The following is a 13,848-nucleotide window of genomic DNA, read 5'->3' on the forward strand; positions in this document are numbered from 1 at the left end:
CATTTGTTTGATTATAACAATTAATTCTTGACTTATCAAGCATTTGGTTAAAATCAGAGAAAGGCTTGTTTGAAACAAGCCTGTTTCATTTTTTTAAAACGTCATTATTCCAAATTTCGCTCATTTTTTGCAAGTATCTGATTACTACTTCCATTTCTTCAATATTATTGTTTAAATTGGCTTTAAGCGTTTGTAAAAGTAAAAAATCATAAATAGACTCAAGGAATTTACCCGCTTCTGGATAGTTTTTTACATCAAGTACATTTCTTAGTGCAAGCAAAATAGAATTAAGTCGTTCAATTGCATATACTTTTTCCAGTATATTTTTATTTTCAATTGATTCTTTTGCTTTAACGGCAAAACTCAAAGCTCCATCATACATTATACCAATAATATTCAGTCTATCGTCAGTTGTGTTTGCAAGTGTATTCTTATAAGCCTTATATGCACTGCTTGCAATCATTTTACCTCCTTGTTAAAAATTATTCCTATTGATTGGGCTAAACTAGCTTCAAGTTTAATTAACTCTTCTGGTGGAATCTGTCTTATCACCTGACCTGTTTTACTATCAATTACTTTTACAATAAGACCTTTAGCATCTTCTGAGTAACTAAATTTAACACTATCATTTAAAGAACTAATAGAATCGTTAAGCTTTTGAATCAATTTTTTGACATCGTTTTTACTTAAACTCGTACTGTTGATATCGCTTTTTTCATTTGTGCTAACTTGTGATGGGTTAGTTGTGGATACAGAAAAAAAATTGTTTTCATTATCTTGTGTGGCTAATAGATTAATTTGCTTATTTTGTATAAAATTCAAGTTTGTTTTAGTTACATCACCTGCATCCATCTTTTCCTCCTTTGTAGCTGCTAGCCACTTTTTGTTCCTGTCAGACTATCAAACATCGTTGTCAAATACTGGCTTTGTGCCTGCATCTGGTTCATTATGGTATTAAGTTGCGAAAACTGCACAACAAGATTATCCTGGTAGTTTTGTAGATTTCTTTTTAAGGTATTTATTTGAGATTGAAGTGAGTTGATCTGGTTTTGAATAATATTTTGAGCTACTGTTATAGCTCCACCATTAACCGAGGTAGCCTGGTTAACTGCATTATTAATCAAATCCATTATGCCATTGGTGGAAGAGTTTGTTAAAATATTTTTAACAGCATTAAAATCAGTAGCAACAGCTTGTTGAAAAACTAAACTATTAAATTGCAGGTTGCCATTTTGGTCAAAAGACAAACCAATACTTTCTGCTGAATTAATCGTCTGATTTGTGTTTTGATTAAATAAACCAAAAAATGCATTTCTCAAGCTTGCCATAACGGATTGTATAGCGGTAGAGCCAAAAAATGCCCCCGCTATATTCGTTGTACTGTCATATGAATTGTTTTGATTAACATATTGCAATAGATTATTATAGTTATTGACAAAGGTTTGCATATCCTGCGTCAATTGAGAAGTGTTGTAATTTAGAGTTATTGTTGTTGTACCTGTTCCTTGAAGCTGTATATCAAGACCTTGTATGTAGTTTTTTAAATCATTTGATTGTGAGATTATGCTTACCCCATCAAGTGTTGCTTGTGCATCTTGAGAATTTTGAGTTGGGGTTGAGCCAAATACGGCAAGTGTGTTATTTGTGTTTATTGTTAAGTTGTTTTGCGTGCCTGTTGGTGTTGTTAAAACGAGATTATAGCTGGTGCCATTGTATACCAAACTTGCATTTAAACCTGAGTTTGTCGCATTTATAGCATTAGCCAAACCTTGCAACGTGGTTGAGGAATTTACAGCTACAGAATAGGAATTGCTTCCTATTGAAAAGCTAAACACACCATTTGATGTTGCAACTTGCTGGCTAGGGCTTGAAAACCCGTTTGTAGAAACCCAAATCTGAGATTTTGCCAGTTGAGTAACACTTAATGTGTGTGTGCCACTTGCTGTTGTTTGATTGTTGCTTACAGTTGCAACAGATGTATTGCTTGATGTTGCAGTTTGTTGTGTTAAATCCTGTATAACATTATTTGCACTAGTTTGTAATTGTGTTAGCTGATTTGAAAAATTTGAAAATGTTTGGAGGTATGCTTTTTGCTGTGTTTGCTGAGCCTGAAGGTTTATAATAGGCTGGCTTTGTGCAGTAACCAGTTGTTGAAGCATACTTTGAAGGTTAAGATTGCTTGTATTTCCCAAACCCAATATATAATTAGAGCCTACCTGCATACTCATATCACACCTCTACTTTTTTATCGGATGATTTTTATAAAAGTTTATTAGTTTTTTTATTTTTCAGATTATAAACATAAGATAGAATTTTAGCTACAGCTTCGTATAATTCAGCTGGGATTTCTTTATCAATCTGAGTCTTTTTATATAAACTCTGAGCCAAAGGAGGATTTTCAACAATTGCTATATCGTTTTTTAAGGCAATTTCTTTTATCCTTTGGGCAACTTCATTTAAACCTTTTGCAATAACTTTTGGTGCATTCATTTTTGATTGATCATACTTTAGAGCCACTGCAATGTGCGTTGGGTTAGTTATAACCACATCCGCTGTTTTTACATTTTCCATCATACGTCTTCTAGCTAATTCCATTTGCATTTTTCTGATTTTAGCTTTTATTTTGGGATCACCTTCCATTTGTTTAAACTCTTCTTTCACTTCTTCTTTGCTCATCATCAAAGAACGTTCAAAAATAAATTTTTGATAAGCATAATCTATAATAGCCAAAAAAATCATAAATAATACAAGATAAAGCGTTATAGAAAACATATTTTTGGCAAGTACAACTGTAAAAATATTAATAGGTTGGTCGGTTAAATCAAGCCAGGTTTTGTATTTTGCCTTGATAAAAAAATACATTATAGAAAATATAACGATAATTTTTAGTATTGACTTTGCAAGCTCACCCAAAGCCCTAAGCGAAAAAAGGTTTTTAATACCATTTATAGGGTTTAGTTTTTCTAAATCAAAATTGAGTCTTTCAAAGCTAAATAATATGCCTATCTGAGCGATGTTAACAAGAATTGCCACAACAATAAGCAATACAAAAAAAATACCAACATACATAAAAAAAATCTTAACAACATCCATATACAGGCTACTAGCATTATTTAAATCAATATTGTGGGGCAAACTCAAAAAGTAACTAAAAGAGTATATAGCTGTATCTTTAAAGCTTTTAGCATTAAAATAAAAGAAAATCAAAGCAACAAAAAGCAACACGGCAGTATTTAGTTCAATTGATTTTGCAACCTGGCCTTTTTTGCGTGCTTCTTCGCGACGTTTGGGTGTGGCTTTCTCGGTTTTTTCTCCTGGCATTATTTTAACCTGAATATCTGATTATAATATGAAGGCAACTGATAGTAGTATTTTATCATAACATTTGCCGCAAAATTAAACGTTACACCAAGCAAAAACAAACCAATGGTTATTGTAATTGGAAAAGAAGCAATCAGCACATTCATTTGAGGCATTGTACGAGAAATTACACCAAAAACTATATTTGTTATAATCAAAGCAAATACCACAGGCGCAAGAATCTGAACAGAAACAGAAAACATAACAAGTATTAATTGAACAATAAATTCAACTAAACTTTTATTTACAACAAATGTGCCAACTGGAATAAGCTGAAAACTTTCAACTAACGAGCGTATAACAAAATAATGACCATCAATTGCCAAAAAAACAAGAATTGCAAACAAACTTTCAAACTCTGTAATAATAGAAATTTGGGTATTTGTTTGTGGACTTAATACATTTGCGATACTAAAGCCCATCATAAAAGAAACCAAACCAGCAGCAATTTCTATACCAGCCCAGACAAATTGGATGCAAAAAGCCAAACTTGCGCCAAGTAGGATTTCTCTTGCAATAAGCACAATAAGCTCAACTGTATTTGTAATATTTACATTTACATAATCTTTAACAAGTGGATACAATACAAAGGCCATAACAACACTAAACAATATTTTAACAATTGCAGGAATTGATTTATAGCTAAAAATTGGCGCTAAAAGCAATATAGACGCCACCCTCACAAAAATTAAAAAAAAGATTTCTAAATCAGCAAAAGGTAGATTAAGCAATGCCAGATTTTGGCTCATCTTATGTAGTTGGGTATATTCTGGTATAGCTCAATCGTATAATTTGTTAAAAGCTTTGCCATCCACGGTGCCAAAAACAACAAAGTTAAAGCAACAGCTATAATCTTTGGTATGAATGTAAGTGTCATTTCCTGGATTTGTGTAAGTGCTTGAAAAATACTAACAAGTAATCCTGCCACCAAACTTACAATAAGTATTGGCAAAGAAAGCATTAAAGCTATTTGCATGGCACTTCTTCCTATACCCACAACTGTAGAAACATCCATAAAACCCCCTAATGAAAACTTTTAACAAGTGATAAAACAACCAGATTCCATCCATCAGCCAGCACAAACAAAAGTAATTTAAACGGCAAAGATATCATAACAGGTGGCAACATCATCATACCCATACTCATAAGCACACTTGAAACCACAATATCTATAATCACAAAAGGTATATACAGCAAAAAACCTATTTCAAAAGCTGTTTTTAGTTCGCTTATAATAAATGCGGGCACAAGTATGTTTAAGCCAAGCTGTTGTTCATTTTGAGGATTGGGTTGTTTGGCAATTCTTAAAAAAAGCGCTATGTCTTTTTGGCGTGTTTGCTTTAGCATGAAGGATTTTATGGGCGTTTGAGCAGCATCATAGGCTTGCTCTAGAGTCAATTTTCCCTCATTGAAAGGTTTATATGCATTATTGTAAACAGCACTAATTGTAGGTGACATGATAAAAATTGTTAAAAAAAGAGCAATACCAAGCAATATTTGATTTGGGGGTTCTTGCTGTAAGCCTATTGCTTGTCTTAAAATAGAAAGCACGATTATTATACGTGTAAATGATGTAAGCATAATCAAAAATGATGGAGCAATGGCTAAAGCTGTAAGCAAAATAAGCAATTTTACCGCATTTGAGATGTTTTGCGGCGTTGTAGCACCATTTAGAGTAATACTCAAAGAAGGTGTAGCTGTGCTTTGTGCCCCAAAAGCATTCAAACACAAACCAACTAAAATAAAAATTGTTACCAGACTAATTATTTTCTTCATTTTTAACCAATTGAGATATTAAATTTATTTCGTTTCCAACACCAAGCAAAAATTGTTTTTCATCAACTTCAATGATAACAAGGCTATGTTTGTTATCAATATACGTCCTATCCAAAATTCTGATACGACCGCCTCTTTTAGTATTAATTTGAAGTTTTTTTAACGCCCAAACGCTTGCAAAAAGCAAAGCTATAACTATTATAACACTACCAAGCGCTTTTAATGTATAGCCAAGATAATCTATGGAGCCTGCATAAACCAGGCTAGGAATTAATATAAAAAAAACGAATATAAAAAATGTACGCACTAAAAATCTCACTCAATATTGTATTCCATAATTTCATCAGGTGTTAATATTTGAGAGAGTCTTATGCTAAATTTTTCGTCAACAATTATTACTTCACCTCTTGCAAAAATTTGATTTTCAATAAATACATCAATATATTCACCCGAGAGTCTGTCTAGTTTTAAAACACTACCTTCACTCCACCTCAAAATATCCCTTAACTTTACTTTGGCTCGTCCCAACTCATAGTACGTGTTAACAGGTACATTGTAAAAGGGTACTAAATCTTCTTCTTTCATTGTATAATAAAATCAGTAAAATAAATGTCTTTTACTGCATCTTCGCCTAAAGCATTGTTTATGGCCTTTATTAGCTGTTTTTTAAGCTCTTCTTTACCCGATAGAGTTAGAAGCGTATCCGATGTTTTTGTAGAAATTACTGTAATTATAGCATTTTTTATTGCAGCATCTTCTAGAGTTTCACCCGATGATTCACCACTTTTTGTTTTTTCTTTTCCATTCATTACCAAAGCAAGCGAAATTTTTAAATATCTATCACCAGACTGATCGGCTAAATTGATAATCATAGATGGTATGGTTTTAATATGTACATTCTTGTCGTTTAAAACAGACTCATAGCTGCTACTTTGAGCTTGAATGTTTTTTGGACCGCTTGAGCCTTTCTTTAAAAAGAAAAATGCTAATGTACCACCTCCAATTATTAACACAACTAAAATGATTAAAACAAGAAATATAGGCTTTTTTTTCTTTTTTTGACTTTCTTTTCCCGCTTCTTCTGCCATGTTATATTAATTTTATCAAAAAGTTTTGTTTTGTAAAGAAATTAATTAACCCAAATTTATCATAACCATCTTTATATTTGTCATTTCTTCAATTGCAAATCTCACACCTTCCCTGCCGATACCAGAGAGCTTATTTCCGCCATAGGGCATATTGTCTACTCTAAATATTGAAGTATCGTTTATCATTACACCACCTACATCAAGGTTGTCTATAGCATAGTGGATTTTTCTTATATCATTTGTGTATATGCCTGCTTGAAGACCATAGTCTGAATCATTTACATGCTTTATTGCTTCTTCAAAGTTATCATACTCTACAATAGACACAATAGGTGCAAATACTTCCATACACATTACCTTCATATCTTTTGTGGTGTTTCTAAGCACTGTTGGGTATAGTATCCTGCCTTCTGTTTTGCCACCGCATACAAGTGTTGCCCCTTGAGAGATTGCTTCGTCTATCCAGGACTTTGCTCTAAGCGCTTCTTTTTCATCGATCATGGGACCAAGCTCTACATCTTGATCTAATGGGTTTCCTACTTTGAGGCTTTCTGTTGCCTGCTTGAATTTTTCGCTAAACTCATCTGCTATTGCATGGTGTACATATATGCGTTGCAGTGATATGCAAACCTGACCTGAGTTTGAAAAAGCACTTGTTATGCATCTAGGTATGGCTTTGTCTATATCTGCATCTTTCTCTATGATTGTTGCTGAATTGTTTCCAAGCTCCAAAGTTACCCTTTTTATTCCAGCTTTTCTTATAATGGAATCACCTACCGCAGGTGAGCCTGTAAATGTTACTTTCTTTACCGTTGGGTGAGATACCAAATAATCACCTACACTTGAGCCAGAACCAATTACCACATTAAATACACCTTCTGGCAAACCGGCTTCTTGCAGTATTTCAGCCAATATCAATGCAGTAACAGGTGTGGTTGAAGCTGGCTTTAACACAATTGTGTTGCCTGATGCTATGGCTGGTGCCACTTTGTGGGCAACAAGGTTTAGTGGAAAGTTAAAAGGTGTAATAGCAGCAATAACGCCCATTGGTACCCTTATATAGTAGCCTACCCTGTTTGTACCAGATACACTTGCATCCAAAGGCACAGTTTCACCGTGAATGCGCATAGCTTCACAGCTTGCAAACTTGAATGTCTCATAACCTCTTATTACTTCACCTATTGAATACTTCCATGCTTTGCCTGCTTCTTTGCAAATAACAGTAGCTATCTCATCTTTGCGCTTCAGGATTAAATCAGCAGCTTTTTGCAGTATCTGGCTACGTGTATAAGCAGGAGTCTTTTTAAACTCATCAAATGCTTCTTGCGCAGAATTTACTGCCAAATCCACACTTGATGTATCGCATAATGGAACTTTTGCAAAAACTTCACCCGTATATTTTTCTGTTACATCCAATAATTTTCCTGTTTCAACCCATTTGCCGCCTATAAAGGTTTTGTAGGTTTGCATAAAAACACCTCCGGTTAGTTTTCAATATGTTTGAAGCTTATAGCTTCTTTAATATGAGAATCTAAAATTGTATCACTTGTTGCAAGATCTGCGATTGTTCGAGCGACTTTAAGTATCTTTGTATAGCTTCTTGGAGAAAAGTACATAAATTGCATTGCTTGTTTTAGGGTTTGTTCTGCTTGAAAATCTAACTTACAGTATTTTTTAATTAAACGGGGTGTTAATTGAGAGTTGGTTTTTATTTTTTCTTCTACAAAGCGATTACTTTGAAATTCTCTTGCTTGAATAACCTTTTGTCTTAAATCCACACTTGTGCAAAAAGAATCTGTCTTTATTAGATCATAATCAACTTCTGGCATTTCCACATATAGATCAATCCTATCTAAAAATGGTCCAGAAATTTTACTTCTATAGCGCCTTATTTGATCAAAACTGCATGTACATTTTTTAAACTTTGAACCATAATAACCACACGGACAAGGGTTTGCTGCACTTATAAGCATGAAGTTTGCAGGGTAACTTATTGAAAATTTTGCTCTTGATACATTTATATAACCATTTTCCAATGGTTGTCTTAATACTTCTATTACATTGCGCTTAAATTCTGGTAGCTCATCTAAAAACAGTACGCCATTGTGCGCCAAACTAATCTCACCAGGTTTTGCATCAGCTCCACCGCCTATTAGGCTAATATCGCTTGCTGTATGGTGTAGCGCTCTAAATGGCCTTTTTGTTATAACGCTACCTTTTGACAAACCTGCAACACTGTATATTTTTGTTGTTTCTATAATTTCTTCTTCGTTCATGGGTGGCATTATGGTGGGTATTCTTTGCGCTAGCATACTTTTGCCTGTGCCTGGTGGACCTATAAGCATTATATTGTGAAAACCATTTGTAGCAATAAGCGCTGCTCTGATTGCTCTGTGCTGTCCTTTTATTTCAGAAAAATCCACTTCATAATCGGCTTTTTCAAAAACAACATTTCCTTCATACAATTTAGCATCCACAGCACCATTTAAAAAACCTAGCACTTGCGATAGATTGTCAAACGCGTAAATGTTAGCTTTTGCAAGTGAAGCTTCATATGCATTTTCTTTTGCTAAAACAAGATTTAAATTGTGTTTTTTTGCATATATAGAAATTGGTAAAATACCGCTTACAGGTCGTAATTTTCCATCAAGAGACAATTCTGCTGCAAATAAAAATTCGTTTAAATTTTTTGATATTTCAACACCGTTTACTATTGCAATAGCAATGGCTATGGGTAAATCAAACTGTGAGCCTTCTTTTTTAATATCTGCTGGCGATAAATTTACTGTAAGTCTTGTTGCTTTAAACGGTATCGAACTGTTTAAAAGTGCGCTTCTTACACGTTCTTTGCTTTCTTTTATTGCATTGTCCGCCAATCCCACAATGGCAAATGCAGGAAGGCCCCTTGAACTATCAACCTCTACTTCAACACCGTATGCATTTATACCAAAAACAAATGCACTTTTAAGTTTTACAAACATTCACTGATTTCTGGTTTTTATAGATACGGTTTGACTATCCGGACTTACCTGACCCCATTTATCAACTGCTTTTACCCAATAATAATATGTTGTATCTGGCTTTACCTTGTCATCAATGTATGATGTACCTTGAACTTTTGCGATCTCATTTGTTATAAATAAATAGTACCTTCTAAAAAGTTCGTAGTAGGCTATATCGTTTCCTGAGCTTGCCCATTCAATTTTTACACTACCATTTGGTAATTGTTCAGCTTTTATGCCTTTTGGGGCCTGAGGTATAGGAAATGTTTTTCCTTGGACAATTTCTGAATATGGACTTTTAATACCGCTTGCATCAATTGATTTTACCATAAATAAGTATATTTTCCCCGGTTCTAGGTTTTTAATGGTATATTCAAGCACAGATGATTTTACTTTACCTGCATAAGCCATAGAAGAAGGACTATTTCCATAGTAAATCTCATAATAGGCTACATCCTTTGTAGGACTTGGAAACCAGTAAACTGTTATTGTACCTGCACCTGTCGGTACTGCTTTTAGAGAAAGTGGCGGTATTGGTTTGTTTTGTGTGGTTCCAGAAACATAAGTACTTGGAGGACTCTCTACGCCTTTGTAGTTAATACTTGAAACTTCATAATAATAAGTAACTCCATCTTGTAAACCTGTATCTGTATATGTAGTATTTTCTCTACCTTCTAATCTTTTTATAGCCTTAAAGGGACCAAGACTGGATTGTGCTCTATAAATCATATAACCAGATACAGATTTATCGCTTGAAGGTTGCCACTGCAAAATCAAGCTATGTGGAAGTCCACTAATTACCTTTAAACCTTCTGGAGGGTTTGGTCTTGGTAAAGTAGTGGCTGATACCTGTGTAAATGGACCTACACCTTGATCATTAAATGCTGCTATTCTATAATAATATGTGGTATTGTTTTCCAAAGTGGACAAAATACCACCTGTGTCAGTATAGCTTGATTGCAAATTGTTGTTAATTTGTGTTAAAAACTCGAATTTTCCCGTAGGAGAACCTGATCTATAAATTACATAACCTTTTACATTCTGGTTAGTAATCGGAATCCATGTTAATGTAACGGACTGTATACCGCCTTTTGCCGAAGTTATTTGTACATTTGGTAAGTTTGGGTTTGTTTTTGTTATTTCTACTGTAGAACATGATGATATAAATAATAAACCAAAAAGTACCAAAAACCATTTTTTCATATATTTACCCTCCAGATAAGTTTATCTAATTAGAGTATACAATTTTTACCAATTTTGCAACTAAAAAAACACTTTCAAACCTTTTTAATGTTTACACCACTTGAAAAAAACACTGCCCCGCCTCCAATATCAGACAATTTATCACTTGTTAGTGTATTTATTGGCTGTTTGTTAATATAATCGTCTACCCAATAAAGCCCTCGTGCAACCAAAACTCCTTCTTTTACATCATCGCTTATCATGGCTTTTAAAATGCAACTACCCTGTTCGTTAAAAATTTCCACATTACAATTATCTTTTAGATCGTACTTTATAGCATCCTTTGGATTTATTTTTACATATGGTGCATATTCTTTTTCTTTTAATTTATTGACATGCGCAAAAGTAGAATTTAAAAAATGCTTATTTGGCGGACTGATTAAAATGAAAGGGTAATTTAGATTCAATGCAGTGCACTCTGGCAAACCAGTACCTGCCAAATTGATTGCATCTGGGTTTTCAAATTGAATTTTTTTGGTTTTGGTGTATGCAGAATCTTTGTAGGGAAAATCAATATATTCTAATTCAATAAATTTTTCTTTTAAAAGCCTATTTAGTGATATATTGTGGTTTTTAAAGTAGTCGCTATCCAAAGCCTGGTCTGCAAGATCATAAGCATTATCTTTAAAACAATCTTGGCTAAAACCAAAAGCTTGAGCAAGCATACTGAATACTTCAATATTTGGCTTAGATTGACCTAATGGTTCAATTACTCGATTTGCAAAAGCAATCACATTGTGCCAATAGCTAATATAGAGATCTTCATGCTCAAATGATGTAGTTGAAGGTAAAACAATATCTGCATATTTTGCAGTATCGCTCCATAGTCTTTCATGTACCACAACAAATAAATCTTCCCTTTCAAAACCTTTCTTTACAAGGTTATGATTTGGTGCCACAACTAAAGGATTTGAATTGTAAACATAAATGGACTTTATAGGGTTCTGATTGTCTGTTAAAGCCTTTCCTAATTCTACCATATTTATCGATCTGGGTTTTTTATTAAGTAAATCTGGCCTTTCAAGCAATGTTTTGTTAATTGGAAAGTACCCAGAATTTGATTTTAAAGCCCCACCTTCTTTGTATTTCCATGAGCCCACAAGCGCTGGTAACAAGCTAATCGCCCATGTATTAAAACCACCATTTAAATGGTGTTGCAAGCCATTTCCTATTCTAATAAAGCTAGGCTTTATTGTAGCATATTCAATTGCAAGTTTGTTTAATTGTTCTTTGCTTAAACCTGTTTGTTTGCTCACTGTATCTGGAGTATACTTTTTTACCAATTCCTTGAATTTATCAAAACCAACTGTATTGCTTTCAATAAATTCTTTGTCATATAAATTTTCATTTATGATTATATTTGCAATACCAAGAGCTAAAACTCCATCACTGGCAGGCATTATATGGTAAAATTCATCAGCAAAATTTGCAGTTTCATTTTTTTCTACATCAATGCTAATTATTTTTGCACCGTTTAAGCGTGCTCTTTGGGCAAAAATAGCCTGATGTAGGTTTGTTACCATAGCATTTATGCCCCAAAAAATAATAAATCTAGAGTTTTGAGTATATATAGGATTAGTACCAATTGCTTTGCCATATGCCAGATCGAAACCTTTGCTTCCTGCTTTTGAGCAAATTGTGCGCAAAAGTTGTGCAGACTGAAGTTTATTAAAAAAACGCCTATCCATGCTTGCATTATTAAGTACACCTTCTGTGCCTGCATAAGAGTAGGGTAAAATAGAATCGCTTTGGTAATGCTTTAAAATATTTTGCCACCTTTCCACTATGGTTTTTATAGCTTCTTGCCAGCTAATGCGCTCAAAAGATAAACTTCCTTTTTTGCCAACTCTTTTATACGGGTACAAAACTCTTTTATCTGAGTATATGACATCTCTGTAAAAGTAGGTTTTGTTGCATATTGAACCTTGTGTAAAAACATGGTCTTTGTTTCCAGAAATTTTTACTACCATATTGTCTTTGATCTCTACTTCTAAAGCACAGGCATCAGGACAATCATGTGGACATACACTAAAACACTTCATGGTACTTATTATATTTTCGATTTTTAAAAAAACAACTTTTTGTATATAATAAAAATCCATGAAAGCAGGTCGTATTGTAAAAATTTCAAAACAAACTACACTTGTTTTGTCTAATGATAATCTAATAACTTTTCCTTTCAAAAGTAAACACAGTTTAAATGATATAATCGATGAAAACGATAATTTACTTGTAAAATCATATAAATCAATCGATTTTAAAAATGCTTTAGAGAAAACAAACAAAAAGTATCTTCTAATAGATAAAACAAAACAGTTTTTCAAACAACAGGGCTTTTTAGAAGCATTAACACCCAAATTAAAAAAATTATATTTAAACGAAAGACATATTAAAAAAATCAAAACAAGGTATGGATACCTGGTGCCTTCATTTGAAATTGAACATAAAAAACTATTATGTCTTGGTTTTGAAAAAGTATTTGAATTGAATTTTGCCTACAGGGATGATTTTGAAGACAAATTCCACAGTAAAGAATTTTTAATGCTTGAATGGTATAGAGCTTATGCAAAACCTGAAGATATTTTTGAAGATTTCAAAGAGTTATGCAAGTTTTTAAACGATTCTAAAGATATTTTAGAATTAGATTCAAAGCATATTAATCTTGATCGTTTTGAATTTTTTTCTTACGAAGAGTTGTTTTTAAAATATTTAGGTTTAGATATTTTGCACTTTTTTGATAAGAAAAAAATAATATCAAAATATAATTTAGAAGCAAATTTAACTAAATCTCAGGTACTTGATTACTTATTTGCAACACACATAGAAAAACACCTTGGCAATAATTGCATAAGTATTGTGTACAATTTCCCCGACTTTACATTTCTTGCAAAAAAAGAAGGCAAATATGCAAAAAGATATGAGTTTTACATTAATGGCATAGAAATAGCTAATTGCTATGATGAAGAAAATGATTTTTTAAGGCTTGAAAAATATTTCAATAAACAAACAGATCCGGAATTTATAGATTATATGGCTTTTGGTATGCCAAAAGCCAGTGGCATTGCTCTTGGATTTGACAGATTGTTAAAGTTAATAATGTGATTTAGTGTTTTTTTAAAAACAAGTATTTAAAACTTGATGGTGGTGCAACAATCCATATTGTTTCAACATCACAATCGCCTACGTTTTTATAGTAATGCATCAAAGAAGAAGAAAAGTAAAAACTATCACCTTTTTCTAAAACGCATACTTCATCTGCAACTCTCAATTCTAGTTTTCCATTTAAAATATATCCAAACTCTTCCCCTTTGTGTCTGTGCCATCCGTTTGAGTCACTGTTTACAGGTATAATTTTATAGGCAGGTTCCATCAATTTATTT

16 protein-coding genes are annotated in these 13,848 nt (G+C 33.1%); 1 reads left to right on the forward strand and 15 read right to left on the reverse strand.

Going from position 1 to position 13,848, the window contains the following annotated elements:
• Positions 1-85 precede the first annotated feature (85 nt).
• From fliS to Q0C22_RS08560, 14 genes are all read right to left on the reverse strand, one after another.
• The gene (gene fliS, locus Q0C22_RS08495) at positions 86-463 is read right to left on the reverse strand and encodes a flagellar export chaperone FliS (RefSeq protein ID WP_291493750.1); all 378 of its coding nucleotides are present in this window, start codon (positions 461-463) and stop codon (positions 86-88) included.
• Positions 460-852 carry a flagellar protein FlaG gene (locus Q0C22_RS08500; protein WP_291493752.1) on the reverse strand — a complete coding sequence of 131 codons (393 nt, stop codon included), beginning with the start codon at positions 850-852 and terminating at the stop codon, positions 460-462. Before Q0C22_RS08500 ends, fliS begins: the two co-directional genes overlap by 4 nt.
• 20 nt (positions 853-872) lie before the next feature.
• A complete protein-coding gene (gene fliD / locus Q0C22_RS08505) occupies positions 873-2,228 on the reverse strand; it encodes a flagellar filament capping protein FliD (RefSeq protein ID WP_291493754.1) in 1,356 nt (451 codons plus the stop codon).
• A 31-nt stretch (positions 2,229-2,259) separates the two neighbouring features.
• Positions 2,260-3,321 carry a flagellar biosynthesis protein FlhB gene (gene flhB, locus Q0C22_RS08510; RefSeq protein WP_291493756.1) on the reverse strand — a complete coding sequence of 354 codons (1,062 nt, stop codon included), beginning with the start codon at positions 3,319-3,321 and terminating at the stop codon, positions 2,260-2,262.
• The gene (gene fliR / locus Q0C22_RS08515) at positions 3,321-4,109 is read right to left on the reverse strand and encodes a flagellar biosynthetic protein FliR (protein ID WP_291493758.1); all 789 of its coding nucleotides are present in this window, start codon (positions 4,107-4,109) and stop codon (positions 3,321-3,323) included. Before fliR ends, flhB begins: the two co-directional genes overlap by 1 nt.
• Positions 4,106-4,375 (reverse strand): flagellar biosynthesis protein FliQ, encoded by a 270-nt coding sequence (fliQ, locus tag Q0C22_RS08520; protein ID WP_291493760.1) that lies wholly within the window; start codon positions 4,373-4,375, stop codon positions 4,106-4,108. The genes fliR and fliQ overlap by 4 nt, the downstream gene beginning before the upstream one ends.
• Before the next feature lie 8 nt (positions 4,376-4,383).
• Positions 4,384-5,136 carry a flagellar type III secretion system pore protein FliP gene (fliP, locus tag Q0C22_RS08525; RefSeq protein ID WP_291493762.1) on the reverse strand — a complete coding sequence of 251 codons (753 nt, stop codon included), beginning with the start codon at positions 5,134-5,136 and terminating at the stop codon, positions 4,384-4,386.
• Positions 5,120-5,443 carry a flagellar biosynthetic protein FliO gene (gene fliO / locus Q0C22_RS08530; protein WP_291493764.1) on the reverse strand — a complete coding sequence of 108 codons (324 nt, stop codon included), beginning with the start codon at positions 5,441-5,443 and terminating at the stop codon, positions 5,120-5,122. The genes fliP and fliO overlap by 17 nt, the downstream gene beginning before the upstream one ends.
• 8 nt (positions 5,444-5,451) lie before the next feature.
• Positions 5,452-5,721, reverse strand: a complete 270-nt coding sequence (locus tag Q0C22_RS08535; RefSeq protein WP_291493766.1) for a FliM/FliN family flagellar motor switch protein — start codon at positions 5,719-5,721, stop codon at positions 5,452-5,454.
• Positions 5,718-6,224, reverse strand: coding sequence for a flagellar basal body-associated protein FliL (gene fliL / locus Q0C22_RS08540; protein WP_291493768.1), 507 nt, complete (start codon positions 6,222-6,224; stop codon positions 5,718-5,720). The genes Q0C22_RS08535 and fliL overlap by 4 nt, the downstream gene beginning before the upstream one ends.
• A 45-nt stretch (positions 6,225-6,269) precedes the next feature.
• On the reverse strand, positions 6,270-7,694 hold the full coding sequence (locus tag Q0C22_RS08545) for an aldehyde dehydrogenase family protein (protein ID WP_291493770.1): 1,425 nt from the start codon (positions 7,692-7,694) through the stop codon (positions 6,270-6,272).
• Positions 7,695-7,708: 14 nt separating this feature from the next.
• A complete protein-coding gene (locus Q0C22_RS08550; RefSeq protein WP_291493772.1) occupies positions 7,709-9,205 on the reverse strand; it encodes a YifB family Mg chelatase-like AAA ATPase in 1,497 nt (498 codons plus the stop codon).
• Positions 9,206-10,429 (reverse strand): fibronectin type III domain-containing protein, encoded by a 1,224-nt coding sequence (locus tag Q0C22_RS08555; RefSeq protein WP_291493774.1) that lies wholly within the window; start codon positions 10,427-10,429, stop codon positions 9,206-9,208.
• A 74-nt stretch (positions 10,430-10,503) separates the two neighbouring features.
• The gene (locus Q0C22_RS08560) at positions 10,504-12,510 is read right to left on the reverse strand and encodes a molybdopterin-dependent oxidoreductase (RefSeq protein ID WP_291493776.1); all 2,007 of its coding nucleotides are present in this window, start codon (positions 12,508-12,510) and stop codon (positions 10,504-10,506) included.
• A 58-nt stretch (positions 12,511-12,568) separates the two neighbouring features.
• Here Q0C22_RS08560 and Q0C22_RS08565 point away from each other — a divergent pair, with 58 nt between their 5' ends.
• The gene (locus Q0C22_RS08565; RefSeq protein ID WP_291493778.1) at positions 12,569-13,570 is read left to right on the forward strand and encodes an amino acid--tRNA ligase-related protein; all 1,002 of its coding nucleotides are present in this window, start codon (positions 12,569-12,571) and stop codon (positions 13,568-13,570) included.
• Position 13,571: 1 nt separating this feature from the next.
• On the opposite strand, the gene Q0C22_RS08570 is transcribed toward Q0C22_RS08565, so the two are convergent.
• The coding region (locus Q0C22_RS08570; RefSeq protein WP_291493780.1) for a cupin domain-containing protein at positions 13,572-13,848 on the reverse strand (277 nt) is incomplete at its 5' end.

The sequence above is a fragment of the Desulfurella sp. genome (assembly GCF_023256235.1).
Lineage (GTDB): Bacteria > Campylobacterota_A > Desulfurellia > Desulfurellales > Desulfurellaceae > Desulfurella.

What these genes read in the sequence shown, in the direction of transcription:
- fliS (WP_291493750.1), bottom strand. Translation starts at nt 463, where the DNA reads ATGATTGCAAGCAGTGCATATAAGGCTTATAAGAATACACTTGCAAAC.
- Q0C22_RS08500 (WP_291493752.1), bottom strand. Translation starts at nt 852, where the DNA reads ATGGATGCAGGTGATGTAACTAAAACAAACTTGAATTTTATACAAAAT.
- fliD (WP_291493754.1), bottom strand. Translation starts at nt 2,228, where the DNA reads ATGAGTATGCAGGTAGGCTCTAATTATATATTGGGTTTGGGAAATACA.
- flhB (WP_291493756.1), bottom strand. Translation starts at nt 3,321, where the DNA reads ATGCCAGGAGAAAAAACCGAGAAAGCCACACCCAAACGTCGCGAAGAA.
- fliR (WP_291493758.1), bottom strand. Translation starts at nt 4,109, where the DNA reads ATGAGCCAAAATCTGGCATTGCTTAATCTACCTTTTGCTGATTTAGAA.
- fliQ (WP_291493760.1), bottom strand. Translation starts at nt 4,375, where the DNA reads ATGGATGTTTCTACAGTTGTGGGTATAGGAAGAAGTGCCATGCAAATA.
- fliP (WP_291493762.1), bottom strand. Translation starts at nt 5,136, where the DNA reads ATGAAGAAAATAATTAGTCTGGTAACAATTTTTATTTTAGTTGGTTTG.
- Q0C22_RS08535 (WP_291493766.1), bottom strand. Translation starts at nt 5,721, where the DNA reads ATGAAAGAAGAAGATTTAGTACCCTTTTACAATGTACCTGTTAACACG.
- fliL (WP_291493768.1), bottom strand. Translation starts at nt 6,224, where the DNA reads ATGGCAGAAGAAGCGGGAAAAGAAAGTCAAAAAAAGAAAAAAAAGCCT.
- Q0C22_RS08545 (WP_291493770.1), bottom strand. Translation starts at nt 7,694, where the DNA reads ATGCAAACCTACAAAACCTTTATAGGCGGCAAATGGGTTGAAACAGGA.
- Q0C22_RS08550 (WP_291493772.1), bottom strand. Translation starts at nt 9,205, where the DNA reads ATGTTTGTAAAACTTAAAAGTGCATTTGTTTTTGGTATAAATGCATAC.
- Q0C22_RS08555 (WP_291493774.1), bottom strand. Translation starts at nt 10,429, where the DNA reads ATGAAAAAATGGTTTTTGGTACTTTTTGGTTTATTATTTATATCATCA.
- Q0C22_RS08560 (WP_291493776.1), bottom strand. Translation starts at nt 12,510, where the DNA reads ATGAAGTGTTTTAGTGTATGTCCACATGATTGTCCTGATGCCTGTGCT.
- Q0C22_RS08565 (WP_291493778.1), top strand. Translation starts at nt 12,569, where the DNA reads ATGAAAGCAGGTCGTATTGTAAAAATTTCAAAACAAACTACACTTGTT.